Here is a 25,230-nt window from a genome sequence, read left to right as displayed (position 1 = left end):
ATGTGCCATCATCCGGCCCTTGTCCAGCCCCGGATCACAACGCCAAGCAGGGAGCGCGATGACCGCCTTGACCGAAAGCTCAGCCCAGAAGCCTCTCGCTCCAAGAGACAGTCTGGCAGGATGGACCGTGGTCGCAGGTTCGATGGTGGGGCTGGCGCTCGGCCTCAGTCCCTTGCCCTTCTACACCATCGGCATGTTCGCACCCGAGCTGCAGCGCGAGTTCGGCTGGAGCTTTGCGGCACTGATGGGATCGATCACCGTGCAATCGGTGGTGGTGATGGCAACCGGACCAATCGCCGGCTTTGCCGTCGACCGGTACGGAGCAAAGCCGGTTGCGCTGATCTCGCTCGCCCTGTTCGGGCTCACGTTCATGAGCCTGGGTCTGAGCGGTGGTAATATCTGGGTCTATTATGGGCAGTGGGTGCTGATGTCGACGCTCGGGGCGGGCACCCTCACGGCAACCTGGATGCACAGCGTCAACGGCTGGTTCGACCGGCATCGCGGCCTGGCGATCGGCATTGCCAGCACCGGCACCGGGATCACCGGCTTCCTGATCAAGCCCTTCGCCGCCTGGCTGATCGGCAGCTATGGCTGGCGCACGGGGTTCTTCGTGATCGGGGCGCTGCCCATCCTGATCGGCATCCCTGTCGTTGCAGCTCTCTTCCGCGAGCGAACGAATGCGGCAACGGCAACGCTGAAGGCAGCCGCAGGGACGGTCGTGGAGTCCGGGCTGACCGTGCGGGAGGCCCTCCATGACCGCCGCTTCTGGATCATGACCTTCGCGTTTCTGCTGATCGCCTTCGCCCTGACCGCCCCCACGCCCAATCTCGAAAACATCTTGCGAACCCAGAAATTCACGCTGACCCAGATCGGCTCGATCACGGCCGGCTTCGGCCTGTCCGTCATCGCAGGACGGATCGCCGGCGGCTGGCTGCTCGATCGTTTCTGGGCTCCGGGATGCGCGCTCGCCATCCTGGTCCTGCCGATGATCGGCAGCTACATGCTGTCACGTCCCGAACTTGACGCGAGCCATGCGGCCATAGCCGTCGTCACGCTGGGGCTGGGCGCAGGGTTCGAGTTCGACCTCCTGGCCTATCTGATCGCGCGCTATTTCGGGCGGCGCGCCTATGGCATGATCTACGGCACCTTCTACACGGTTATCGCCTTTGGCGGCGGAATGGGGCCGGTGGTCTATGGCCGCGTGTTCGATGCGACCGGTCGCTACGATGTTGCGCTGCTCTCAGGGATTGGCTGCCTCCTCCTTGGGAGCCTGTCCTTGCTGGCCATGGGCCGATATCCCCGCTGGCCGCAGGACGCCGCGTGAGCAAGCTGATCGAAACCGCGAGTCTCGGTTATGTGCTGGGAGCAGCGGACTCCGCGAGCGACTTGACTAAGCGCGGTCGACCTCCGAAGAGCGGTGCGCCGGACCAGCGGAATGTCGCTTTCGCCACGTTGGCCGCCAGCAGGGGAGGCATAGTGCTCGATCGCCAAGGCGCAGTGCCGCTATACCACCAGATCTATCTTAGCCTGCGTGACGAAATCCTGAGCGGGCAGCGCCCTTGCGGCAGTGTCCTGCCGACCGAGCAGGAGCTTTCGGCGCATTATGGCGTATCTCGCATCACTGCTCGCCGTGTCCTGAACGATCTTGCCGACCAGCATTATGTCGAACGTCGCCGTCGGCTTGGCACGCGGGTCATCTTCAAGTCGCCGGCCAAACCCATCGAGGCGAACATAGATCAGGCCGTGGACAGCCTGATGGCCCTGGGAGAAGGCACGACCGTCAATGTCATCTCGGTCGAGCACCGAGCGGCGACAGACATCATTGCCAATGCACTCCGGATCGAGGAGGGGGCCGACGTTGTCCGCGCCGTACGCGTGCGGTGCCTCGAGGGGATTCCGATCGGCTATATTGTGAGCTATGTCCGCGGTGAGCTTGCCGACGTGATTTCCGAGAAAACATTGCCTCGGGCGCCGCTGCTCAAGCTGCTCGACGAGGCCGGCCTGCACGCCGAACGGGCAGAGCAGACGATCGGCGCAATGCTGGCGGACCCGTCCCTGGTCGAGGCGCTGAATGTCGAACCGCTTTCCGCCATCCTGCGCATCACGCGGACCGTTTACGATCGGAACGATACGCCGTTCCTGCGAACCTATGCGCATTATCGGTCAGACCGGTTTCACGTCAGGCTGGATCTGCAGACGCCTGCCGCCTGATCCTCGGGCTCTGCCAAACTGTGGCAGAGCCCTGCTTCAAATTGATGCCGAAGGCTGCCGGGCTCCAGCCTCTTAGATGCGAGGCTGCGCCGTGCCTCCTCAACCGACCTTGATCAACACCTTGCCAAGATGCGCGCCTGACTTGAGGTAGCGGCATGCCTCGGGCGCCTGGTCGAAGGTGAAGGTGCGGTCGATAACCGGCGCGAAGCCGGTGGCCTCCATCGCGCGGACAAGCCGGGCGAGCATCGCACGGCTGCCTTCGGCGATCCCCTTCAGCGTGATGTTCTTGCCAATGATCGAGCCATAATTGGGCAGCGGTTCGCCGGATCCGGTGACGCCGATGATGACGATGCGGGCGTTGACCGCGCAGGCGTCGATCGACTGGGCCAGTGTGTTCTGGCCTCCCGTCTCGACCACGATGTCGGCGCCGCGACGTCCGGTCTGGCGGTGAAGCTCGGCCGCCCAATCGGGGTGGGTGGAATAGTTGACGGTATAGTCCGCACCCAGCTTGCGCGCCTGTTCCAGCTTTGCATCGCTCGACGAGGTGATGGCGACGAAAGCGCCATTGGCCTTTGCGATCTGGAGGGCCGCCATGGCGACACCCCCGGTGCCCAGCGCCAAGACGAGGTCGCCGGCGCGAACCTGTCCCACTTCGACGACCGCATGCCATGCGGTGAGCGTCGCAGCGGCCAGAGGTGCCGCAGCCTCGTCGCTGAGGCTGTCGGGCACCTTCACCAGCGCAGCAGCCGGAACCTTGACATATTCAGCCATCCATCCGTCGAGGGTGGTGCCGAGGTCGGCGCCGAAATGGCGTATCTCGAACGGCCCATCGATCCACGAAACGAAGTGCGCGAGGATAGCGCGATCGCCGATCGCAATGCCCGATACGCCTTCGCCGAGCGACACCACTTCGCCCAGGCCCTCGGAAAAGGGGATGCGGTCTTCGGCTTTCTTCGCGCCATAGCGGCCTTCGAGGATCTGAAGGTCGCGATTGTTGAGGCAGACATAGCGGACCTTCAAGACCGCTTCGCCGGGGCCGGCGACAGGCATGGCGCGCTCGACGAGGTTCAGCGATTCGAGGCCGTTCTGCGGACCGAGTTGATAGGCTTTCACGATTGGCTCCTGTAGGAATCGAGGATGTCGCTCCCGCGCGCGAACCACGTCGCGGGGCTGGCTTTGAGGTCGGCAAGCAGGCGCTCGAAAGCGTCCATCCGGTAGGGCAGGCCGATGATATAGGGGGTGAGGTGCAGAGGCAGCAGGCGCCCGCCGCCGCCGGCCGCAGCTTCGCCCGCAAGCCAGTCCCGTGCGTCAAGCATCTGTTCGGCGTAGCTGTCGACCGACTGCTGCTGCACGTTGATGATCTGCCGGTCCGACAATTCGTGGTTCAGGGGCAGGTTGACCAGCCCGTTGGCGAAGCTCCACGGCATGTCGTCATTGGCCCAGTCGCAGCAATATTCGATCCCGGCCTCAACCAGCAGGTCCGGCGTGGCAAAGCTTTGCGAGCGGGCAATGGAATGCCAGCCACGCGGTGCCGTTCCAGCCGCCTCCGACAAGGTTGCGATGCTGTCGCGGATCAGCCTGCGCTCTTCTTCGACCGGCAGGGTCGAGGCGACCGTGCCGTTCATGTCGGTCGAATGGGCAATCAGCTCATGGCCGGCATCGACAATGTCGCGGATCACCGACGGATAGCGCTGCGCTATGGCGCCATTCGCCGCGACCGATACCTGCACGCCCGCTTTGGCGAAGGCGTCGAGCAGGCGATAGAAGCCGATGCGCGTGCCATATTCGCGCGCGGTATAGTGACGATAGTCGGGATAGGCCGTCTGCATGTGCCCCGGCGCGCGGAAAGGCGTGTCCGAGGGCGTGATCGGGAACCATTCGAGGCTGACCACGATCCAGACCGCCACGCCCTTGCCGCCCGGCCAGGCCAGCGGCTTGCGCGTCGGCAGCGCGGAATAGGCATAGAGATCATGATCATAGCCGAGCCGGCGACGCGGATAGTCGAGATAGCTGGGATCGAGGCTCATGCGTCGGCTCCTGCCTGCGCCGTCCGCCAGGCGTCGGCAATGTCGCCCGAGCGGGTGATCCACGCCCGGCCATCGGCGGCGATCTGGCGCAGCACCTCCTCGAAGGCGCCGATGCGATGCGGCTGACCGATCAGATAGGAGTGGAGCGGAATGCACATCACGGAGCCCGAAGGCTCGTCGGCGAGGCGTTCGAACTGCCGGATCAGCGTCCGGGCATAGTCGCGCGGGCTCATATTATAGATGAAGAAGCCATAATGGTCGTTGACCTCTAGGCTGTAGGGCATCGAGATCAGATCGCCGCTGGTGGTCTTCACGCGTTGCGGCTGATCGTCGTGATAGAGGTCGCAGGTATAGTCGAGCCCATATTCGGCGATCAGGTCGAGCGTGCGCGGCGTGTGGGTGAGGGCGGGGGCGAGCCAGCCGCGGATCGTCTGTCCGGTCGCGTCGTGCACGGTGCGGATCGAATCCTCGATGATCGCGCGCTCCTGCGCTTCGTCCATCCCGTAGGAGTAGCGGGTGTTGTAGATTCCGTGGCTGAAGAACTCCCATCCGCGCGCATTGGCATCGGCGACCACGTCCGGATGGTGCTGGCATAAAGCGACCGACAGGCTGACCGAGCCTGGAAAGCCATGCTTGCTCATCACCTCGGCCATGCGCCAATGTCCGACCCGATTGGCATAATCGCGATGCGCATAACCCACGACGTCGGGATGGGGCCTTGTCCATGAAGCGCGATGCGGGTTCTTCGGCGGGTCGATCTCATAATATTCGAGATTGGGGGACACCCAGACCGCGACCTTCTTGTCGCCCGGCCAGCTGAATGGCTTGCGCCCGCGATAGGGCGAGAAATCATAAAGCCCTGGATCTGCGCTGCCTTCCTGCATCAGCGCGCCTCCAGCCAGTCGATCACGGTCTGGACCGGTTCGACGTCGGCATATTTCAGCTGGAGGTCGGTCAGATTGGCGAAGTGATAGGACTCATGCTTGTCGGCGCAGGTCTCGATCGGAACGATCGTCCGATAGCCGCGGCTGAGGCTGTCGACGGCGGTCGCCCGGACGCAGCCGGAGGTCGAGCCACCCGTGATCACGACCGTGTCGACCTTGTGCCACACCAGCAGGCTCTGCAGCGGCGTCTCGAAGAAAGCCGACGGCATGCGCTTGGTGTAGATGGTATCGGCAGCATCGATCTCGCAGCGCTCGTCGAAGGCGTGGCGATCGGATTCATATTTGATGTTCTGCAGGCTGTCGGGCGTATTGGTGCGGGTGCCCCAGACGCCGGCATCGCTCGCATCCTCGGCATAGGCGACATGCGTCCAGATGACCGGCATGCCCTTGGCGCGGGCGAGGCGCGAGATGCTATTGGTGTGTTCGATCTGACGCGGATCGGTCTCATAGGCGGTCTTGTACCGGTCGATCCGCGTATAGGCATTCTGGAAGTCGACATTCACGATGGCCAGCTTCTCGCCGAAGCCGAATTTGGCGCGCGAAGGATTGGCCATCACTTCTTCGAAAATCTGGCGGGCCGTCCTGTCCTCACAGATCATTTTCGTCCCGACGATGCTCATATCGTTTTCATCCATGATCTCGTGTCGCCGAGGCCCGCATCCGCGCGGTGGCGAATGCGGGCCGTCGGTCCTTCATAGTTCGTGCGGCTGCACTGGCCATGGCCGGTCAACCGCATATGTCCGCTTAACGGTCAGATCTTCACGCGAAGACGACCGGTGAAGCGACGGGGATCGCCCGGGAACAGCGAGAGGAAGTTCGCCGTCACGGTGCGCTGGTCGGTCAGGTTGGATACCTCAAACGAGATGCGATAGCGGTCGTCGTCGGTCGTGAAGCTGATCGCTGCGTCGACGAAATCCTCGGTCGTGGTCTTGGTGGTGTTGAGGATGGCGACCCAGTAAGGCGAATTATGCCGCCAGTTGGTGCTGCCGGTGAAATAGCCGCCAAGGCTCGCAACCGGAACATCGTAGGACGCGCCGGCGCTGACTTGGAAGGTCGGCACGCGGACCGGAGTCAGAGCCGTAGTCAGCGTCGTCGCCAGCGGCGAGATGTAGGTATATCGGCCGTTCATGTAGGACGGGTTGGCAAACAGGCTGAGGTTACCGAACTTCGCGGTCGCTTCCACTTCGATGCCATAGACCCGGAAGGTGCCGGCATTGAACGGCAGGCTGGCGATGACACCCAGCGAGTTGGGAACGCCGGCGGTGACCTGCAGGTCGGTGGTGCGGGCATAATAGCCGGTCACGTTCAGGCGCAGCTTGCGATCGAACAGCTCGGACTTGATGCCGGTCTCATAGGACCAGGTCTTTTCGGGCCGGAAGGTCACCGCATTCTGCGGGAGCGAGGCGGTGCCGTTCCAGCCACCCGACTTGAAGCCATTGGTCGCCGATGCGAACAGCATGACTTCAGGGTTGACTTTGTAGTCGACCGCGACGCGCGGGGTGAAGCGCTTGACGGTCTGCTTGAGCGGGATGCCGAACGCCGTGACGGCGGCATTGCCATAGGAGAGCGTCGGGAACTGCGTCGACCGGATGAAATCGAGCTTCTTCTTTTCCCAGGTGTAGCGACCACCGAGGGTGAGGGTCAGCTGTTCGGTCGCATGGAAATCGGCCTGCGCATAATAAGCGGCGGTCTCCACGCTGTGCTTGTAGAGCGCGTCCTGGATCGGACGGAAGGCGGTGGTGCCGCCGGAGAAGCTCGTCTGACGATCGTCCGAGGTCTCCTTGAGGTAGAAAAGGCCCGTGACGAGGTCGACCTTCTCTCCGAAGGAATAGTTCAGCTTGAGCTCGTGGCTATGCTGCTCGTGGACGGCATTGTCCGTGAGGATGAAGCCGGCATATTTGTTGACGGCCGAGGCGTTATATTCGTTGATATAGCCCTGATCGAGGTGGCGGTAACCGAAGATATAGGTGATCGACCCATTCTCGATCTCGTAATTGGCATTGCCGCCGATCGCGAAATTCTCGGACAGGTTGCAGTTGCCCCGTTCGAGGGTCAGCAGCTTGGTGACATTGTCACCACCGCAGTTGGTCTGCGAAAGGCCGGCTGCGCTCTCATAGAAAACCGGACGCGTCGTCGCACCCTTGACGTAAGGATTGGTCCCCGGAACGTTGCGCAGACCGGTATAGGTGCTCCGGTTGCTCGTGAACTCGGCGGACAGGTCGATCGTCAGCGCGTCGGTCGGCAGGAAGCGGACATCGCCGCGGACGCCGTAGCTTTCCTCGCCGTTCAGCCAGTCGCCGTTGGTGATGTTCTTCAGATAACCCCGATCGTGCACCACGAAGCCGGACAGCTTGGTCAACACCTGATCGCTGACCGGGAGGTCGACGCTCGCCTTCATCGTGTAACGTTGATAAGAGCCGGCGGTCAGTTCGACCTTCAGGCCGGCTTCGGTCGACGGCTTGCGCATGATGACGGCGATCGCGCCGCCGGTGGTGTTGCGACCGAACAGCGTACCCTGCGGACCGCGCAGCACCTCCACCCGCTCGGTGTCGAAGAAAGCGTAGTTGTTGGCATTCTGGCGCGCGATGTAGATGTCGTCGACATAGGTCGTGACCGGCGCGTCGAAGGTTGCGGTCGACTGCGAGTTGCCGAGGCCGCGCAGATAATAGGCATTCGCGGTCGCGAGACCCGCATTATGCTGGGAAATCATGCCCGGCACGAACTTCGATGTGCTGATCGCATCGAAGACCGCCAGCCGTTCAATCATCTTCTCGCTGAACGCGGTGACCGTGACCGGCACCGACTGGAGCTTCTCGGCGCGGCGCTGCGAAGTGACGACAATCTCTTCGAGGCCCTGCACGGCGTCCGAACTGGCCTGCGGTGCGGTGGGGCTGGACGCCTGGGCGTAGACGGGACCCGCCGCAAGAACGATCGGGCCCATGAGCGAGGTAAGCAGCAAACGGTGGCTGGTCATGTCTTTCCCCTTTTTATGGTTGGCCGCATGCCGAGCACGCGCGCCGGCCGCTATTGTTATATTGATATACTCTTATGTCAAATGGATCAGTCGGCGTTGCCAGCTTCCGTAAGTCGCGGATATCGGCCGAGAAAAAGAAAAGCGGCCGAGCAGAGGGGAAGAATGACCGCCGAAGCCAACAAGGCCGGGGCGAAGTCCTGGGTGCGATCGCGAATCACGCCGAAGACCAGCGGGGCGAAGCCGGCTCCGGTCGCGAAGCACACGTAGAAGATGCTGTAGATCGCCGAATAGGCGCGCATCCCGAAGAAGCGCGAGGTCAGATAGGCGACGACGTCATATTCAATCCCCAGCGCAAAGCCGATGAGCAGGATCGCGAAGCGGGCCATACCCGGATCGAGCGTGCCACCCGCCAGGATGACGCACGATATCGCTGGCATGCCGAGCAATATGAAGGCGACCGCCGGCGCCCAGAAACGGTCGAGCAGCAGGCCCCCGATCAGACGCCCAGCAATCGACGCCAGTCCGATGAGCGGCGTGATCGTGAGGATCGTCTGCGCGTCGAGACCACGGTCGAGCAGGATCGGCTCGAGATTGGGAACGGCGCCGGCGAGCGCGAAGGAGATCGGAAAGAGGATGATGGCGATGAGCCAGAAGCGCCAGTGGCCAAGCGCTTGTTTCCGGCTTAATCCCGTCAGCGCTTCGACATTTCCGTCCTCCACAGCGGTGAGGGCGGGGGCAGCGGCCTTCTGTTCGCGGAACAGAAGCACGACCATCGGCAGCGCCACCAGCAGCGGGAGCAGGCCGAGCGCGAAATAGCCCGCGCGCCAGCCGTGAAGCCCGATGACCCAGGCGAGCAGCGGCTTGCAGACGATCCCGAAAAGGCCGGTCCCGGTCATCGCGATGCCGAGCGCCAGGCCCCGGTGACGGTCGAACCACTGGTTGACCGTCCGCGTGAAGGTGATCGGCAATGTGCCCGCCCCGAGCGCGGCCGCGACCGCCCAAGTCGCGTAGAATTGGACCAGCGAGTTGCCGAGGGCGGCCAGCGAGAGATAGGCGAGGCCGAAGCAGGCAAGCGAAGCGATCGCGATCGGACGGGTTCCATATCGGTCGCACAGCATGCCCGTCACGGGAGCCGCGACAACGACCGTCACGGTGGTGATCGTCAGACCCGCCATGATTTCGCCGAGCGACCAGCCGAACTCGCGCGCCAGATGCGGCGCGAACACGCCGGCCGTGTAGAAGGGCATGGCGGCCAGGCCGCAGCCTATGCCGAGAAGCGCCGCCAGGAGTATGGGCCATCCCCGCCGGAACTCGCTCTCGCGCGGGCCAGTGCCCCTGACATCGGCCGTATCACCATCAATTTCTGCCTGCATGCCGTGCACTCCAGTGGCCCCCGCGGTACAGGACCATCTTGCCGCCACCGAACCCACAGGAAGCGCCCAGTCTATCCGGCCAGTGGGCACGGGCGCGTTCGATATTGAGCGTAGCGAACGGTGGCGCATCACCGCAGGATGACCCGATCAGCAAATGAAAGCGCCCAGCGCGCGCGTGCCGCCCAAACAGCGACGCTGTGGACGCGCACCGCCCGGTGGCTGCATTGGAGCACCGCGCTCGCCGTTGTGGTGGAGGTCCCTGCGGGCTTCACCATGGCCTGGACCTATCTCGACGGGTTGAAAGGCGGACCGCTCGCGGGGCTCCACATCCGGGCAAGCCAGGTCCATCACACGCTGGGCATGATCCTGCTCTTTACGACGCTGTTCCGGCTCTGTTGGCGGTGGCGTCATCCGGCGCCGGCCCTGCCGCCCGAGGTCTCTGTTCACGGCCGGCTCCTCGCACGCACGGTGCAGGCCTCCTTATACGCACTGCTCCTGCTGATCCCCCTCAGCGGTTGGGCAGCGCTCTCGGCGCTGGCAGGCGGGGCGGACTTTCCGGCGCCCGAATTGTGGTTCTTCGGCCATGACGGCTTCGGCCCCAGCGGCCTCATTCCCCACCTCGTCGCCCCGCGTCCGTGGAATGACCCGCTCGGCTATGGCCTGTTCGCGCGCGCCCATGTGTGGATGTTGTGGGGAGGCGCTGCCTTGCTCGCGCTCCATGTCGGCGGTGCCATCAAGCATCATTTCGTCGATCGGGACAGGGTGCTGCTCCGCATGATCGGCCGGAAATAGGCCACATTCACCTTCTCCTCGATGCGATATATTGGCGGACCAGCACGATGCTCTCACTGGACAATGGCTTCGAAGAGGCGGTCGGCATCGTCGCCGACTGTCAGGCAAGCGCAAAGCGCCTCTGCGAGGCCCTCGGTTATGAGGTTCGGCATGACGGGGCTCTCCCCATGGCTGCCGGTCAATTGCTCGGCCTCGGTGGAGTGGCGGCCCGCGAAATCCTGATCGCGCATCCCGATGCGTCGCGCGGCGCGATCCGTCTCGTCACGCCGGATGGCAAGCCCGGAAGCCTCATGCGCGACGGCGCTCAGGCTTGGGACAGCGGAGGCATCTTCGACATCAACATTCGCGCGCTGGCGGGAATAGACGCGCTGCATCGCCAACTCGGCGCAGCAGGCTTCCGCGCACATGCCCCCATCGTGGATTGGGACTTCGGCGCGCTATCGGTTCGCGAGGTCGTGGAGAGCGATGCCGATGGGCTGTGCATCGCACTGATGGAGCGCATCCACCCGCCACTGACGGGCTATGACGGCCTTGGCGGCAATGCGTCCTGGGTGTTCAATTCGACCCAGGTCGTGCCGGACTTCGATACCGCGCGCGCGCTGTTGGTCGACCATCTGGGCTGGCTGGCTGTGCAAGAGACCGAAGGGCCGGCGGGAACCATAGGCGGGGCGAACTGCATGGGCCTGCCGGTCGGGCTGGCGGGGGAAATCCGCATGCGCATCGGCATCTATCACCCGCAAGGGCGCATGGAGGGGTCGGTCGAGATCATCGCCTATGATTGCGGCGGTACCGACTTCTCGGCGGCCCGCCCGCCTCAGCGGGGCTGGGCGACGGTGCGGCTTCCTGTGACCGACCTGTCAGCCTTTGCGGCCGCAATGACCGCAGCGCTTTGCGAGATCAGCGCGCCGGTGCGATTCCAATGGGCGCCGCATGGCGAGGTCGAGGCGCTGGCAGCGACCACGCCCTGGGGTGCGCGCTTCGAGGCGCTGCGCTTGCTCGACTGAGCGCTGCGGGACGCAAGCCGCGCTTTTCGGACAGACCTATCCGCCAAGCGGTTTTTCGGCCGTGGCGCCATGGCTGCCGCCGAGCCGAGCAGGCAGTCAGATTGCAACCAAAGGAGCATCCTCCAAGGAGCAATCACGGTCATGGCTTTCGATCCCTTCGCGCTGCGCCCCGCCAATCTCGCCTTTCTTGCCCGTCGTGCGGGCGGAGAGGGGCTGCTGATCGACGGAGAATGGCGCAAGGCCGAGGGCGGGGCGGACTTCGCCACGCTCGATCCGGCGAACGGCCGGGAGACAGGCCGAATTGCAGCGGCAAGCCCGGCCGATGTCGATGCCGCCGTCGGTGCGGCTCGCGCGGCGCTGTCCACCTGGCAGGCGACCATGCCGGTCGAGCGCGCCCGGATCTTGTGGCGCGTCGCCGATCTGATCGAAGCGAATATCGACGATCTCGCCGAGCTCGAAACCCTCGACCAGGGCAAGCCGCTGTTCATCGGCCGCTGGGCTGAAATACCGGGGGCGATCAACCAATTTCGCTTCTTTGCTGGGCAGGCGATGGCGATCGAAGGCAATTCGATCGAGAGCTCGATCAACTATCAGTCGGCTGGCCGGCAGATGCGCAGCTGGACCGTGCGAGAGCCGGTCGGCGTCGTCGCCGCAATCGTGCCGTGGAACTCGCCGCTGGTTTTGACCGCGATGAAGCTGGCGCCAGCGCTGGCGGCCGGTTGCACCGTGGTTCTAAAGCCGGCCGAGGACACGTCACTGAGCGCGCTGCGCCTCGCCGAGCTTATGATGGAAGCCGGCGTGCCCGCAGGCGTGCTCAACGTCGTCACGGGTCTCGGCGGCCAGACCGGCGCGACCCTCGCCGCGCATCCGCAGGTCGACAAGATCGCCTTTACCGGCTCGACGGCGACGGGCCGGGCCGTGCTCGATGCGGCGAAGACCAATTTCAAGCGGGTGACACTCGAACTGGGCGGGAAATCGCCCTCGATCGTTTTCCCCGATGCCGACATGGACATCGCCATTCCCGGCGTCGCCAATGCGATCTTCTTCAACGGCGGCCAGGTCTGCATTGCCGGCTCCCGTCTCTACGTTCATCGCTCGGTGCACGACCAGGTGGTCGATGGCGTCGTCGCCTATGCCAAGGGCCTGAAGATGGGCCATGGCCTCGCTGCCGATACGCAGCTCGGGCCGGTCGTGTCTGCCCGCCATGCCGAGCGGGTCGAGGGTTTCCTGCAGCGCGCGCGGAGCGAGGGCGCGACGATGCTGACGGGCGGGGAAAGGACCGGTGACGCCGGCACCTTCATCACCCCGACGGTGGTCGTCGACGTCAAGCCGGGCATGGAAATCGTGCGCGAAGAAGTGTTCGGACCGGTGCTCGTCGTGCAAGCCTTCGACGAAGCCGATGAGGTCATCGCGGCCGCCAATGACAGCGACTACGGCCTTGCCGCCAGTGTGTGGACCGAGAGCCTGTCGACCGCCCATCGCCTGTCCGGCGCGATCAAAGCAGGGACGGTGTGGATCAACTGCCATGCGATGTACGATGCGTCGCTCCCCATCGGCGGCATCAAGCAGTCCGGCTGGGGCCGCGACAGCGGCAAGCAGGCGCTGGAAAGCTATCTCGAATGGAAAACCATCTGCGCCTGCGTGTGATAGGCTGAACCACTCGCCTGACCGAATCCCTCTACTTCCGGGAACGCCATGACCGTCACGACCACCGCCACCGCACCCGCCAACCCGAACGACGAGGTGCCGAGCGGCGTCGTCCTTCGCTATGGTGTGGGACAGCTCGGCGCGCAGGTGTTCCGCGACACGCCGGCGGTTCTCCTGCCGCTGTTCATGACGACGATGCTCGGCGTACCCGCCTGGCTGGCGGGGCTGGTCGTTCTGGTGCCCAAGCTGTGGCTGATCCTGTGCGATCCATTGGTCGGGGCCTGGTCCGACCGGCTGAAGACCGCGATAGGGCGGACGCCTTTCCTGATCGGCGGGGCGGTGGGAACGACGGTCGGCTTCATCGCGCTGTTCGCCTTCACCGCCTATCCCAGCCCTTATGTTGCCGCCGCGGCGATCTGCGCGCTGTTCTTCCTCGCATCGACCGCGTTCAGCATCTACTCGGTCCCCTATCTCGCCATCGCCGCCGAGCTTTCCGGCGACCCGCATCAGCGCAACCGGATCATGGTGCTGCGCATGGTCTTTGCGACCCTGGGCGTGCTGGTGGGTGTCGGCCTGGCGCAGCCGATCATCGTGAAATTCGGCGGAGGTGCCGCCGGTTGGCACGCCATGAGCTGGATCTTCGGCGCGATCTGTCTCGTCTCGATGCTGACGACCGCCAGCGGGATGCGCAAAGTCCCGCTGATCCAGGCGGGCGCCGTGGCCGGCAGCCTGCGCGAGCAGCTCCGGGTCGTCCGCCGCAACCGCCCGTTTCTCGTGCTTCTGGCGACCAGTTTCCTGTCGAACATCGGACAGGCCGCCAGCTACACCGTCATCGGCTTCGTCTTTCTCTACGCCATCCGGGCGATCTGGCTGATCCCCATTTTCATCCTGTGCATGTCGATCGCCAGCCTCGCCGCTCAGCCGCTGTGGCTGTGGCTGCCGCGCCGGATCGGGAAGCCGCGCGCTTATGTCCTCGCATCGCTCGTCTGGGCGGCGGTGACGGTGACCTGGCTGTGGGTTGGGAAGGGCGGCGCCGATGTCGCGACGCTCCCGGGCGGCCAGCCCGTCAACAGCCAGCATCTGCTGATCCTTCTGCGTGCGTTGGTGATCGGCCTGGCGAACAGTGGGTTCATCCTGCTGGCGCTGTCGATGATGACCGATACGGTCGACTATCAGCGCCGCACGCAGGGCGTGGCCAATGAGGGCGTCTTCGCCGGGCTGTTTTCGGCCATGGAGAAGCTGGCCTTCGCGCTCGGCCCGGTCATCGCCGGGATCGTGATGAGTGCATTCGGCTTCGTTTCCTCGACTGGCGGTGCTGCGGCGCAGACCGATCAGGCGATCACCGGCATCATCCTGCTGTACAGCGTGATCCCCGCCAGCCTGCAGGGCATCGCCCTGCTCGTGTTCAGCCGTTATCGGCTGCCGCGCTCCTGACCCCTTCGAGCTTCTGCTCGTCGAGGTCGTAGGCCCACAGGAAAAGGCCGTTGATCGCGAACATCGCCATGGGGATGACTGCATAGCCCAACTGCAGGGCGAGCATGGCGCTGGCCGGCTGTTCGACGATCGCGCCGCCGGTGGTCGGCACATAATGGAACAGCCGCAGGAACATGCCGAGCATCGCCACGCCCAGCGCGAAGGCGACCTTCTCGATCACCGCGATCGTACTCGACAGCAAGCCTTCGCGGGCCTGGCCGCTGACGATCCGATCATAAGCCAGCGTGTCGCCCAACATCGAAATCGACATGAGGATGATCGCGCCTGAACCGGCTCCGCTCGTGATACCGCGCAGCACCAGGCCGAGCGTGTCGGTGGACCGGTCGGCCAGCAACCAGCTGAGCGCGGTTCCGCAGAAGAGCAGGACACCCGCAAGATAGGTGGCGCGCTTCCCCCAGCGCCGGCCACAGCGCACCCACAACGGCATCGACAGCGCGACGACGATATTCTGGGTCACCGCGAGCACAATCTGCCCGTCATAGCCGACGCCGAGCACGTTGAGCATGAACAGCAGCCCCGTGGAGGCGATCGACGCGAAGGACAGGAACTGGAAGACCTTGGCGCCCAGCAGCAGCATGAAGGGGCGGTTGCGCGCGATCGAGCGGAGGTCGGCCAGTCCGGGCAGATGGCGGCCGGTCGCGACACCCTCGCCATGCTGGACCGGCACGGCCAGCGCCGTGGCCGTCATCGCACCACCGATGATCAGGGCCATGACGAGCCCCATGGTGAAATATCCGTCGGCGCCGCCGCCGCCGCTCTGGATCAGGCTTGCGGTTCCCGCCATCGCCAGCAACTGGCCGATCGAGACGAACACCGTGCGGAAGGACAGCAGACGCGTGCGATCATGGAAGCCGTTGGTGAGTTCCGCCGGCATCGCCATATAGGGCACATTGAAGAGCGAATAGGCTGTGGAATAGAGCAGCAGCGCGGCGATCATCCAGGCGATCAACGGCCCCTGACCGGTGACCGGCGGCGCGAACAGCATCAGGAAGGATGCCGTGGACAGCAGCGCGCCCGCGAGCAGGAAAGGCTTGCGGCGCCCCCAACGCGAGCGCGTCCGATCGCTCATCGAGCCGACCGTCACGTCGATTACCGCATCGGCCAGCTTCGACACCATCAGCAGGAAGCCGGCGATTTCCGGCGATTGCCCGAGCACGGTGGACATGAAGGCCGGATAATAAGCGGTGACGGCGTTGAGCATGATCGATACGCCGACCGTGCCGACGCCGAAGCCAAGGCAGATCGACAGCGGGAGCTTGTCGCGGGTGGCGTTCATCATGCGTCTCCGCCGGTAAGGAAGTGTGCCATAGCCGCCGCCTTGGCGGCATCGCCGGCTGCAAGGGAGACCGCCCGGCCATCCCCAAGGATTTCGAGCGCGCGCTCGACCGAACGGTTGAGGATTTCAAGTTCGCTGTCGGGCTTGAGGAGCAAGGTCGGCGCGCCGATCCGCCCCATCCGTTCGAACGCCTTGTATCGAAAGGCGGCGATGTAGGGCTTCGAATAGGTGTCGAGGGACTTCAGCACGTCAAGCGTGATCCGGTGGAGGATCTCCGGCGGCGGGATGGGAACGGCGAGGCGGTTCTGCGGCTGCTGCATGAAATGCGGAAAGAAGAGCGCCTGGTCGCGGCAGAAATTGAACGCCCAGATCAGGTGCCGGCCATAGGCGTCCGGCTCTACCACCGGCGCATAATTGGCGATCACGGCTTCGCGCAGCTCGTCGGGATATTCGGTGATGCCGTCCAGGACCACCCGCCGGATGCGCTCCGGGAAGGCCGCCGCCATCTCGCAGGCGATGCGCGCGCCGGTGTGGGTGCCGTACACGTCTACCGTCGCAATGCCCTGAGCATCGAGAAGCCGGCGCATGGCGTCTGCAAAATAGCCGATGTCGGGTTCGTCCGGCGCAGGAGCGCAGGAATCGCCGTTGCCCGGCGTGTCCGGTGCCAGGATCTCGCCACGAACACCCGCCGTGCGCAGGGCCAGCATGAGGTTCTGCATGAACCACGAAGATGCCGGGGAGGCGTGGAGCAACAGCAGCGGGGAAGCGGAAGGATCGACGGCAGCGAGGCGGCGCAGGTGGATCTGCCCTTCCTCGAGCCTGATGAAGGCCCGCTCGATGCCCTCCGGAGCGTGCGAAGGAACGGGGGTGGGGGCGGGGCCCGACGGCAGAGAGCTATCATCCATGCAAGGAGGCTAATCCATGCCCAGGTCGGCCGGCCAAGCTTCATCCGCCTGTCCAACTGGCGGATAGAGCGAAGCTTTCGGAGTCCGGCGAGGGAACAGGCCGCAGACTAGGCCGGTGATTGCGAACCTAAATTCCGATGAAGATGCGCTGCTGCTGGCCGAACTCGGCCAGCGCGGACCAATCAACGTCGAACGTGCTATGGCGGTAATGGACCGACATGGCCTGGACGGGCTCGTCCTCGGCCAGCCAGTCAATGTGTTTCATGCGCTGGGCCACTGGCCCCAGATCGCCCGGACCAGGGCGGGGCAGCCAGCGGGGACTTTCGCGCTGATCGCGCGGGCACGGCCGGACCGCTGGGGCCTCGTCATCAGTCGCTTCCTGCATCAATATAGTTGGGCCGATGGCCGCAGCCGCAGCGATGTCGGGGTCTGGCTGTACGACGCGCTGGGCGACGACGCTCCAGCGGACGGTCGACGTGCCGGAGCGACGATGCCGCTGTTCAACGATCGCGGCGCCGTTCCGCTATCGCCGATCGAACAGCATCGCATGGATGTCGGCGCCCAGGCCGAGGAAGAGCGCGCTGCCATGGCCGACAGTGGCGCGGCGCTGGTCGCCGCGATGCGCGACCTTGGGCTCTGGGCGGGCCGGATCGGCTATGACGAACCGGTGATCGCGGAGGTCTGCCTGCGTCACGACCATCCGGGCCGCATCGTCCCGGCACTCAACGCGCTGTGCGAAATCCGGCTCATCAAGTCCGATCTGGAGCGACGACTGATGGCGCGCGCGGCAGCGGCGAACGTCGCGGCACTCGATTCCACCGGGCGGGCGATCCGTGCAGGAGCGACCCATCGCGAACTGCAGGACCTGTTCCGCGTCGAAACCGCTCAGCGCGGTAACAGCGCGGTCTTCCTGAATGTCGACCGCGTCTCGGCCGATCATTCGCTCGGACGTATCGTCGAGGGGCAGACGCTGATGCTCGACGGCGTCAGCCACTTCCTCAACTATCATGGCGATTTCGCGCGGACCGTGTTCGTCGGCGAGCCGCCTCGTTCGGCAGCCCGCGCCGCCGAGGCTGCCGCCTTCGGCTGGCAGGCCGTGCGCGAGCGGCTGCGTCCCGGCCTGCGCTATTCAGAGATTTGCACAATCGGGGCCAATGCCGTCCGCAAGGCCGGCTACGACACGATCATCGGCTTCGGCCCGCACAGCGTCGGGCTCGCCCATACCGATGAACCTGGCGAGGACCATGGCGGCTTCTGGCGCAAGCCGGACATCATGCTCGAGGCCGGCATGATCCTGTCGGTCGACTGCCCGGTCATGGACATCGGGATCGGCGGATCGGCGCATTGCGAGGATCTCGTCCTCATTACCGACACGGGCTGCGAGCCCATTCACCCCCTCCACGATCCGGTGATCATTCTATGAGCAGAGCTTTCCTTCTTTCGGTATCGACAGGCGATCCGCGCCTGAACGATCCTCTCTGGGCGCGCAGCGTCCTGTCCGCCGCCGAGCAGGCGGGGATCGACCTGTTCGTCATGGGTCGTCCCGACGCCCGGCCGTTCGATGCGCAGGTGATCCTCGGCTGGGCCGCCGCCGCGACAAGCCGGATCGGCATTGTAGCAGCCGTTCCTGCCGCTACCTCGCATCCCTTCCACGTGGCGCGCGCCTTGTCGGCGGTCGATTTCCTGTCGGACGGCCGGAGTGGATGGCTGCCGCTTTCCGGCGATTCGCCCGACGGCATGGCGGAGGACATGGTCGCGGCCGTACGCGGCCTGTGGGATGGCTGGGATCCCGATACGCTGATCATCGACAAGGCCTCGGGCCGCTATCTCGACGCGTCCAGGGTGCGATCCACCAACCATGAAGGGCCGTTCTTCAAGGTGGCCGGGCCGGTCAACGCGATGCGTCCGCCGCAGGGGCACATATTGCTGGTCATCGATGGCGCCGATCCCGTGGGCGCGGCGGATGCCGACATCGCGCTGGTCTCCGAAGGACAGGTGCTCCCCGCACGGCGCCGGCTGCTCAAGACGAGCGTAGACAGCGACCCGGGCGCCACCGCCGAGCGGTTCTTCCGGGGCGAGATCGATGGTGCCCATTTCGAATTGAACGATGCGATGGCCGACATCGCGCTGATAGCAGAACGCTTCGGCCCTTTGGTCGATGCGCGAGAGGGCAAGACCCTGCGCCAGCGGCTCGGCCTAGCGCTTGAGGAGTTTGCATGATGACCGACCAGTCCGCGCCGCAGATCCATCTCTGGGCCTTTCTGCAGGGCATCGGCCATTATCCGAGCGGATGGCGGCATCCGCAGGCGACGCCGGCCGAGGTCTTCACGATGGACTATTATCGCCGCGTCGGTCGGCTGGCCGAGCGGGGCCGCTTCGATGCGATCGTGTTCGGGGATCAGCTCCACTCGCGCGGGGCGGGTGGACGCACGTCGGAACGGCTGGCGATGCCGACGCTCGATCCGGTCACGCTGCTGGTGGCGATGGCGGCGGTGACCGAGCATGTCGGTCTCGTCGCGACGATCTCGACCACCTATAACTCGCCGCAGATGCTCGCCGAGCGCCTCGCGACGATGGACCGTATAACGGGCGGACGGGCAGGGTGGAACATCGTGACCTCGGCCTATGCCACGACGGCTGGCAATTTCGGCGAGGAGCAGATGCCGGAGAAATCAGCACGCTACGCCAATGCGGTGAGCACGGTGGCGGAAGCGACCCGCCTCTGGCAACAGGCCGAGGTGCCGATCCCGCAGGGCCGGCCGGTCTTCATCCAGGCCGGGCAGTCGGGCGACGGACGCGATTTCGCTGCGCGCACGGCCGAGGCTATCTTCTGCCCGGCCGCAACGATCGACGATGGCATCGCTTTTCGGACCGACCTGCGTCAGCGTATTGCCGCCGTCGGACGCAACCCCGATGCGGTGCGGATCATGCCGGGTCTGTCCTTCATCCTCGCGCCGACCGAGGAGGAAGCCTTGGCCAAGGACGCGGCGCTGCTCGAACTTGCCGATCTCGATCTGTGCATCGAATATCTGGCGGAATCGCTGACGGTCGATCTGAGCGGGCAGGATCCTTCCGCGCCGATACCGCTCGAGCATATTCTGGAAAACACGCTCGCTCCGCGCGAGGACATCGCCAAGGTGCTGGCAGGGCCGGCATCGAAGGGGATTTCGCTGGGCGACTTCGCGACTGCCTATGTACGGACGCCGCGCGGCCATAATGTGTTCAGGGGCTCGCCCGAACAGATGGCCGACATGATGATCCGCTGGGTGGATGCGGGTGCCTGTGACGGCTTCACGATGCAACCCGCCTGGATGCCCGGCGAGCTGGAGCTGTTCGTGGATCAAGTGGTGCCGATCCTGCAGGAAAAGGGCAGGCTTCGCCGCAACTATCCCGGCAAGACGCTGCGCGACACGCTGGGCCTCGGTCCGCTGGAGGCAGACCTTGCTGCGTAAGGCTGCGCTTGCGGCCGGTGCGCTGCTCGGACTGGCGAGCCCCGCACAGTCGGCGGAACAGTTCAACCCATCGGACAGAGCCACGGTCACAGCGCGTTGGGCTCAGGCGCCGTCGCGCTTCGTAACCGTCGACGGAGTGCCGATCCACGTCCGCGAGGAGGGGCGGAAGGGCGATCCGGTCGTAGTTCTGCTGCACGGTTCGATCGTGAACCTGCATGAATGGGACGCGGTCGCCGCGCTGCTGAAGAAGAACTATCGCGTCGTCCGGTTCGACTGGTCACCCTACGGCCTGACCGGCCCAGATCCCAAGGACGTTTATTCCACCCCGCGCGCGGCCGAACTGATGGACGGGTTGCTGCGGGCGCTCGGCCATGAACGCTTCGTGCTGGTCGCGACATCGAACGGTGCGAATGTCGCGCTCGAATATAATCGCGCCTATCCGGGCCATGCCACCGCGATCGCGCTGTCGATCCTGCCGCTCGAACGCCCGAGCCAGACGCGCAAGGTCGACCCACGACTGCTCACGCTGCTCAAGGCGACCGACCAGTTCACGCCGGGCTGGCGGCCGCACGAATTCTGGCGGCTCGTCATAAAGGACACGACGCCGCCGGATTTCGAGCCGCCGCGCGCGTTCGTGGATTCCATCTACGATATGAATTCGCTTCCCGGCGCGCTCGAACGACAGGCCCGCTACATCGCCGCCAACACCCAGCTGTTCCGCACCACCGATGTCGGCGCCGTTGCCGAGGCGGTGACGGTGCCAGTCCTGTTGCAATGGTGCGAGGTCGACGACGTCATCAGCCAGGGGCCGGAGGCTTCGGTCGCCCGCTTCCGCAACACCAGGGTCGATCTGATCCGCTATCCCGGCCTCGGTCATTTTCCCATGATCGAGAATCCGGACCTTTTCGGCGGAGACCTGTCCCGGTGGATAGCGAAGGTCAGTCACCGCCGCGCGAGGTGAGTCCCCGGATCAGGGTGTTCGGCAGGAAGGCATTGTCCCATTCGGGCCTGCCGTCCTTCGGCGCCGGCGGTGTGGCGCCGACGCGCAGGACGATCAGCCGGTACTTCGGGCTGATCGCCACCTGCTGGTTCGAATTGCCGTCGAACATGAACAGCTCGGGATCCAGAAAGGGTTCGCTGTGCAGAACATGCGGACCGAGCATTCCCGGAGCGCCGAAGGGGCGGCGCTGGCGATAGGGCTCGCCCAGCCATATACCGAGGCCGAAATTAGGATTGGCCTCGGTTCCCTTCCGCATTTCCGCGACATAGCCGTCGGGCAGCAGCCGCTTGCCCTGCCAGACGCCATTCTGCAGCAGAAGAATGGCAAAGCGGAGATAGGTGTCGGCCGGCATGGTCGCGCAGCAGCCGGCGTGGGCGAGACCGCCCGGCTTTCCGACCCACATCGTCCCGCCCGGAGCGCCCAGCGGCAAGAGCACTTCGCGGCTGACCCAGTCGCCATAGCGCATCCCCGTCGCGCCCTCGATCACCATGGCGATCGTGTCGCTCGGGGCGTTTGCATAGGAATAATGCTTCCCCGGCTCGTGCGGCATCGGGTAGCTGTCGATGATCCTGTCTCCGAAATCGGGGTGGAGCAGGACTCGATTATAGGGGTGGTCGGGCTCAGCGCTGAAGCCCTGGTCCAGCATCCCGGAGCGCATATCGAGAAGATAGCGGATCGTGATCTTCTCCTTCGGCGTGCCCTTGGCGCGCGGGATGAAGTCGGCGATCGACTGATCGATCGAGCGGATCTTGCCCAGCGCCAGGGCACGGCCGATGGCGATCGCGGTCAACGGCTTGGACAGGGATTTGGAGGTGATCGGCGTGCGTTCGGTGACGCCGGGCGCATACCATTGGGTGACGAGCCGGCCGTCGCGCCACACCATGAAGGCGCTGCTGTTCATCATTGCCGCATAGGCGCGGGCCTTTTCCAGGCTTTCGACCGAGATTCCGCTCTTCGCGACCGACGTGGCGGGAAGCGGCTTCCAAGCGGGAGCGCCTGCGAGCGGCTCGGTCGGCTCATAGGGCAGGTTGCCCGGGTCCTTTAGGAAGACCGCCAGCCGGGCTCGATAGACCGCTTCGGCATCCTCGCTTTGGGCCAGCACAAGCGCCGGGTTCACGCTAACCGAAAGGGCCAGCGCGGTGAGAGAGAGTGCAAGGATCCTCGCCCGGGTAGATGACGTCATGCTGTTGATCCATCGATGAACGGTTTGCGCAATCTGGCACGACCGGAAGCCGGATGGCGATCCTGCCGACAATGCCAGTCTGACCGCAGCCGTTCCGATTTCCCCCGTTCGACCGGCCAATCACCGCAAGGCGGATAGTTCATCCGCTTTCGACGCGGCTCGAACGCGGGCGGTCCATAGTTCCATCTGCAAGTAAGATTGGAGTCCGCTCGATATGACAGGGGTTGATCGGTGCCAGGTGGCGATTGTCGGAGCCGGTCCCGTGGGGACGGTTCTGGCGACGCTTTTGGCCCAGGCGGGATTTGACGTGGTGGTGCTGGAAGCGGGCGAAGATTGCGCCCAGGATCTGCGCGCATCCACCTTCCATCCGCCGACGCTCGAAATGCTCGACACGATCGGCATCACGCCGATGCTGCTCGAAAAGGGGCTTAAGGCGCCCGTCTATCACTGGCGCGACCGCACCTCGGGCGAAGTCATCGAGTTCGATCTGTCGGAAATCTCGGACGTCACGCGTTACCCCTTCCGCATCCAGTGCGAGCAATATCATCTGTCGCGTGCGCTCGCCGCAGGGCTCGAGAAATTCTCCAACGCCCGGATGCTGTTCAACAACCGCCTTCTTACCTTCAAGGAGGACGAGGCCGGCGTCGATCTCTGGACGGAAACGGCGTACGGGATCAGTCGCATCCGCACCGATTTCCTGATCGGAGCCGATGGCGCCAATTCCATCGTGCGCAAATGGCTCGGGATCGAGTTCGACGGTTTCACCTACCCCGAGCGCTTTCTCTGTCTATCGACCGATCTGGAACTGGCCGATCACCTGCCGAACCTCGCGCTGGTGAACTACGTCTCCGATCCGAAGGAATGGCTGGTGTTGTTGCGGGTGCCTTCGCTCTGGCGCGTGCTCGTGCCGACCGATGGCTCGCTCAGCGACGACGAGCTGCGCTCCGACGAGATGAAGAACGGAATCTTCGATCGGCTCATCGGCGATGGCGCATCGGTCAAGACCGAACACCGTACCCTGTATCGCGTGCATCAGCGGGTGGCGAAGTCCTTCCGCGAAGGGCGCGTCATGCTGGTGGGCGATTCCGCGCACCTCAACAACCCGCTCGGCGGCTTCGGCATGAACTCGGGGGTCCACGATGCCTTCAACCTGTTCGAAAAGCTGGAACCGGTGCTGAAGGGCCAGGCCGATCTCGAAGCCAATCTCGCGCTGTACGATCGCCAGCGGCGTGAAGTAACGCACAGCTTCACCCAGATGCAGACCAAGGAAAACATGGCCTTCATCAAGGGTGGACAGGACGAAGCGCACGAGGCGCGCCGTCTGAAAATGCTCGGCATCAAGCAGAATGACGAGACCCGCCGCAACTATCTGATGCGGCAAGCCATGTTCGACAGCCTCGCCCAGGCGGCTGCGATCAACTGACCAACAGCGGGCGCAGCAGCGGAGGGGCTTGCTGCGCCTGTTCCACCGGAGAAGTACCCAAATGGTCGACGTTCAGGGATACCGTGCCTGTCTCGGCGTGATTGCCCCTTCCACCAACACCACCGTCCAGCCCGATATGGAGCGGATGCGGCCCGCAGGGGTCACCAACCATTTCTCGCGCATCTACGTTGAGGATCCCGTCGCGCTGTCGAACGAGGATTTCATCGCCGGCACGACCGCGATCGCCGAAAATACGATGGACGCCGTGCGCTCGGTCATGACGCTGCGCCCCGAATATCTGGTTCTCGGCATGTCGGCCATCACCTTCTACGGTGGGGTCGAGGGCGGCCAGAAGTTCAAGGCCGAAGTCGAGGCGCTGGCAGGGGTCGGCGCATCCACGGGTTCGGAATCGATCGCCGCCGCGCTTCATGCCTATGGCAATGTGAAGACCGTCAGCTTCGTCTCGCCTTACTACCCGGTGGCCAATGCCGAGGTGCGTCGCTTCCTGGAAGAGTCGGGCTTTTCGGTGGTGCGGGACGTGCCGCTCGAGTGCAAGCGCTGGACCGACATCGCCAAGGTCACGCCGCAGCGTCTGTGCGAGGTGATCGACCATCTCGACGGCCCTGACGTCGATGCAGTGGTGCAGGTTGGCACCAACCTGTCCATGGTGAGCCTTGCCGCCGAATATGAGGCGAAGCTCGACAAGCCCGTCATCGCGATCAACACGGCGACCTATTGGCATGCGTTGCGCACCCTCGGCATCACCGACCGGGTCGACGGCCTCGGACGGCTTCTCGCCGAGTTCTGATATTGGGCTATGCGCGCGAGGGGAATTCCCTGCGCACCGTATCGTTGCTTTGGTGATCTCGCTGACCTGACGCGCGCGCGGCCACTTGTTGGTCAACCGGGCGCGTGTCGCCTTCCGCGAATTTCTGGCCGCAAAGCGGGGAGAATGCTTCCCGCATAAGCGGCGCTAGCCTCGATGCTGCGCGCAAACGCAACTCGCCGTGCGCCTGCGCGCATGCTCTCCTCCTGCGACCGGCTATGCACCGGTCTGCCCGGCGGTTGAACGCCGGGCTCAACCGGGAACGGTCGTCGGACACCCACCAGGCATGCGCCGTCGGCCTTGCCCAGACGGGGTGCCGACCGTTCTCGCAGGAGGCGGACGATGTCTGAGTATAAGCTGCTGATTGGCGGAGCACTCGTCGACGGCGACGAGACGATGGATGTGATCAACCCCGCGACGGAAACGGTGTTCGCAACCTGCCCGCGCGGTTCCGAGCGCCAGATGAACGCGGCCGTCGCGGCGGCAAAGGCCGCTTTCCCCGCATGGCGCAAAATGCCGATGCGGACGCGGCGCGATCCGGTCAACCAACCGGCCGACGCGATCGATGCGCGCCGCGACCAGCATGCCTTTCGGCGGGGCCAGGCGATCGGGCATCGGCGTGGATTTCGCGGAAGAAGGGCTCCACGAGTTCACCCAGATACAGTGGTGAACGAGGCTCGCTGACGCCTCCCTCCCTGC

At 64.6% G+C, this 25,230-nt stretch carries 22 protein-coding genes; 13 read left to right on the top strand and 9 right to left on the bottom strand.

Annotated elements, in window-relative coordinates:
• Nucleotides 1-58 precede the first annotated feature (58 nt).
• Complete coding sequence (locus G6P88_RS01940) at nucleotides 59-1,324, top strand: MFS transporter (RefSeq protein WP_165321585.1); 1,266 nt, start codon at nucleotides 59-61, stop codon at nucleotides 1,322-1,324.
• Nucleotides 1,321-2,211 carry a GntR family transcriptional regulator gene (locus G6P88_RS01935; RefSeq protein WP_226946685.1) on the top strand — a complete coding sequence of 297 codons (891 nt, stop codon included), beginning with the start codon at nucleotides 1,321-1,323 and terminating at the stop codon, nucleotides 2,209-2,211. Before G6P88_RS01940 ends, G6P88_RS01935 begins: the two co-directional genes overlap by 4 nt.
• Before the next feature lie 99 nt (nucleotides 2,212-2,310).
• Here G6P88_RS01935 and G6P88_RS01930 read toward each other — a convergent pair whose 3' ends face one another.
• The 6 genes from G6P88_RS01930 to G6P88_RS01905 form a co-directional block, all read right to left on the bottom strand.
• Nucleotides 2,311-3,324: a zinc-dependent alcohol dehydrogenase family protein gene (locus G6P88_RS01930; protein ID WP_165321584.1), complete on the bottom strand. Its 1,014-nt coding sequence runs from the start codon at nucleotides 3,322-3,324 to the stop codon at nucleotides 2,311-2,313.
• A complete protein-coding gene (locus G6P88_RS01925; RefSeq protein WP_165321583.1) occupies nucleotides 3,321-4,238 on the bottom strand; it encodes a polysaccharide deacetylase family protein in 918 nt (305 codons plus the stop codon). Before G6P88_RS01925 ends, G6P88_RS01930 begins: the two co-directional genes overlap by 4 nt.
• Nucleotides 4,235-5,122 carry a polysaccharide deacetylase family protein gene (locus G6P88_RS01920; protein ID WP_165321582.1) on the bottom strand — a complete coding sequence of 296 codons (888 nt, stop codon included), beginning with the start codon at nucleotides 5,120-5,122 and terminating at the stop codon, nucleotides 4,235-4,237. Before G6P88_RS01920 ends, G6P88_RS01925 begins: the two co-directional genes overlap by 4 nt.
• Entirely contained in the window at nucleotides 5,122-5,802 is a 681-nt protein-coding gene (locus G6P88_RS01915) for an isochorismatase family protein (protein WP_165324838.1), read from the bottom strand. Before G6P88_RS01915 ends, G6P88_RS01920 begins: the two co-directional genes overlap by 1 nt.
• A gap of 131 nt (nucleotides 5,803-5,933) precedes the next feature.
• Nucleotides 5,934-8,156 carry a TonB-dependent receptor gene (locus tag G6P88_RS01910; protein WP_165321581.1) on the bottom strand — a complete coding sequence of 741 codons (2,223 nt, stop codon included), beginning with the start codon at nucleotides 8,154-8,156 and terminating at the stop codon, nucleotides 5,934-5,936.
• Nucleotides 8,157-8,242: 86 nt separating this feature from the next.
• Nucleotides 8,243-9,529, bottom strand: coding sequence for an MFS transporter (locus G6P88_RS01905; protein ID WP_165321580.1), 1,287 nt, complete (start codon nucleotides 9,527-9,529; stop codon nucleotides 8,243-8,245).
• Between the two features lie 138 nt (nucleotides 9,530-9,667).
• On the opposite strand from G6P88_RS01905, the gene G6P88_RS01900 reads away from it, so the two are divergent.
• The 4 genes from G6P88_RS01900 to G6P88_RS01885 all read left to right on the top strand — a co-directional run bounded on the left by G6P88_RS01900 (nucleotide 9,668) and on the right by G6P88_RS01885 (nucleotide 14,406).
• Complete coding sequence (locus tag G6P88_RS01900; RefSeq protein WP_165321579.1) at nucleotides 9,668-10,321, top strand: cytochrome b; 654 nt, start codon at nucleotides 9,668-9,670, stop codon at nucleotides 10,319-10,321.
• 47 nt (nucleotides 10,322-10,368) lie between these two features.
• Complete coding sequence (locus G6P88_RS01895) at nucleotides 10,369-11,325, top strand: hypothetical protein (RefSeq protein WP_165321578.1); 957 nt, start codon at nucleotides 10,369-10,371, stop codon at nucleotides 11,323-11,325.
• A gap of 141 nt (nucleotides 11,326-11,466) precedes the next feature.
• A complete protein-coding gene (locus tag G6P88_RS01890) occupies nucleotides 11,467-12,972 on the top strand; it encodes an aldehyde dehydrogenase family protein (protein ID WP_165321577.1) in 1,506 nt (501 codons plus the stop codon).
• Between the two features lie 48 nt (nucleotides 12,973-13,020).
• A complete protein-coding gene (locus G6P88_RS01885; protein WP_165321576.1) occupies nucleotides 13,021-14,406 on the top strand; it encodes an MFS transporter in 1,386 nt (461 codons plus the stop codon).
• On the opposite strand, the gene G6P88_RS01880 is transcribed toward G6P88_RS01885, so the two are convergent.
• Nucleotides 14,378-15,745, bottom strand: coding sequence for an MFS transporter (locus G6P88_RS01880; RefSeq protein ID WP_165321575.1), 1,368 nt, complete (start codon nucleotides 15,743-15,745; stop codon nucleotides 14,378-14,380). The genes G6P88_RS01885 and G6P88_RS01880 overlap by 29 nt on opposite strands.
• The gene (locus G6P88_RS01875; protein WP_165321574.1) at nucleotides 15,742-16,647 is read right to left on the bottom strand and encodes an alpha/beta fold hydrolase; all 906 of its coding nucleotides are present in this window, start codon (nucleotides 16,645-16,647) and stop codon (nucleotides 15,742-15,744) included. The genes G6P88_RS01880 and G6P88_RS01875 overlap by 4 nt, the downstream gene beginning before the upstream one ends.
• 115 nt (nucleotides 16,648-16,762) lie before the next feature.
• Here G6P88_RS01875 and G6P88_RS01870 point away from each other — a divergent pair, with 115 nt between their 5' ends.
• Genes G6P88_RS01870 through G6P88_RS01855 form a run of 4 tightly spaced genes read left to right on the top strand, consistent with a single transcriptional unit; the run spans nucleotide 16,763 to nucleotide 21,060 of the window.
• Nucleotides 16,763-18,070, top strand: a complete 1,308-nt coding sequence (locus G6P88_RS01870; protein WP_226946684.1) for a M24 family metallopeptidase — start codon at nucleotides 16,763-16,765, stop codon at nucleotides 18,068-18,070.
• Nucleotides 18,067-18,867: an LLM class flavin-dependent oxidoreductase gene (locus G6P88_RS01865; protein WP_165321573.1), complete on the top strand. Its 801-nt coding sequence runs from the start codon at nucleotides 18,067-18,069 to the stop codon at nucleotides 18,865-18,867. Before G6P88_RS01870 ends, G6P88_RS01865 begins: the two co-directional genes overlap by 4 nt.
• A complete protein-coding gene (locus tag G6P88_RS01860) occupies nucleotides 18,864-20,099 on the top strand; it encodes an LLM class flavin-dependent oxidoreductase (protein WP_226946683.1) in 1,236 nt (411 codons plus the stop codon). Before G6P88_RS01865 ends, G6P88_RS01860 begins: the two co-directional genes overlap by 4 nt.
• Complete coding sequence (locus G6P88_RS01855; protein WP_165321572.1) at nucleotides 20,089-21,060, top strand: alpha/beta fold hydrolase; 972 nt, start codon at nucleotides 20,089-20,091, stop codon at nucleotides 21,058-21,060. The genes G6P88_RS01860 and G6P88_RS01855 overlap by 11 nt, the downstream gene beginning before the upstream one ends.
• Here G6P88_RS01855 and G6P88_RS01850 read toward each other — a convergent pair.
• The gene (locus G6P88_RS01850) at nucleotides 21,038-22,282 is read right to left on the bottom strand and encodes a serine hydrolase domain-containing protein (protein WP_165321571.1); all 1,245 of its coding nucleotides are present in this window, start codon (nucleotides 22,280-22,282) and stop codon (nucleotides 21,038-21,040) included. The two genes, G6P88_RS01855 and G6P88_RS01850, sit on opposite strands and share 23 nt — an antisense overlap.
• A gap of 214 nt (nucleotides 22,283-22,496) precedes the next feature.
• Here G6P88_RS01850 and G6P88_RS01845 point away from each other — a divergent pair, with 214 nt between their 5' ends.
• From G6P88_RS01845 to G6P88_RS01835, 3 genes are all read left to right on the top strand, one after another.
• The gene (locus G6P88_RS01845; RefSeq protein ID WP_165321570.1) at nucleotides 22,497-23,705 is read left to right on the top strand and encodes an FAD-dependent oxidoreductase; all 1,209 of its coding nucleotides are present in this window, start codon (nucleotides 22,497-22,499) and stop codon (nucleotides 23,703-23,705) included.
• 61 nt (nucleotides 23,706-23,766) lie between these two features.
• Entirely contained in the window at nucleotides 23,767-24,513 is a 747-nt protein-coding gene (locus G6P88_RS01840; protein ID WP_165321569.1) for a maleate cis-trans isomerase family protein, read from the top strand.
• A gap of 360 nt (nucleotides 24,514-24,873) precedes the next feature.
• Nucleotides 24,874-25,215, top strand: a complete 342-nt coding sequence (locus G6P88_RS01835) for an aldehyde dehydrogenase family protein (protein WP_165321568.1) — start codon at nucleotides 24,874-24,876, stop codon at nucleotides 25,213-25,215.
• Nucleotides 25,216-25,230 lie beyond the last annotated feature (15 nt).

The sequence above is a fragment of the Rhizorhabdus phycosphaerae genome, assembly GCF_011044255.1.
Taxonomy (GTDB): Bacteria; Pseudomonadota; Alphaproteobacteria; order Sphingomonadales; family Sphingomonadaceae; genus Rhizorhabdus; species Rhizorhabdus phycosphaerae.
This window is presented reverse-complemented; position numbering and strand designations above follow the sequence as displayed.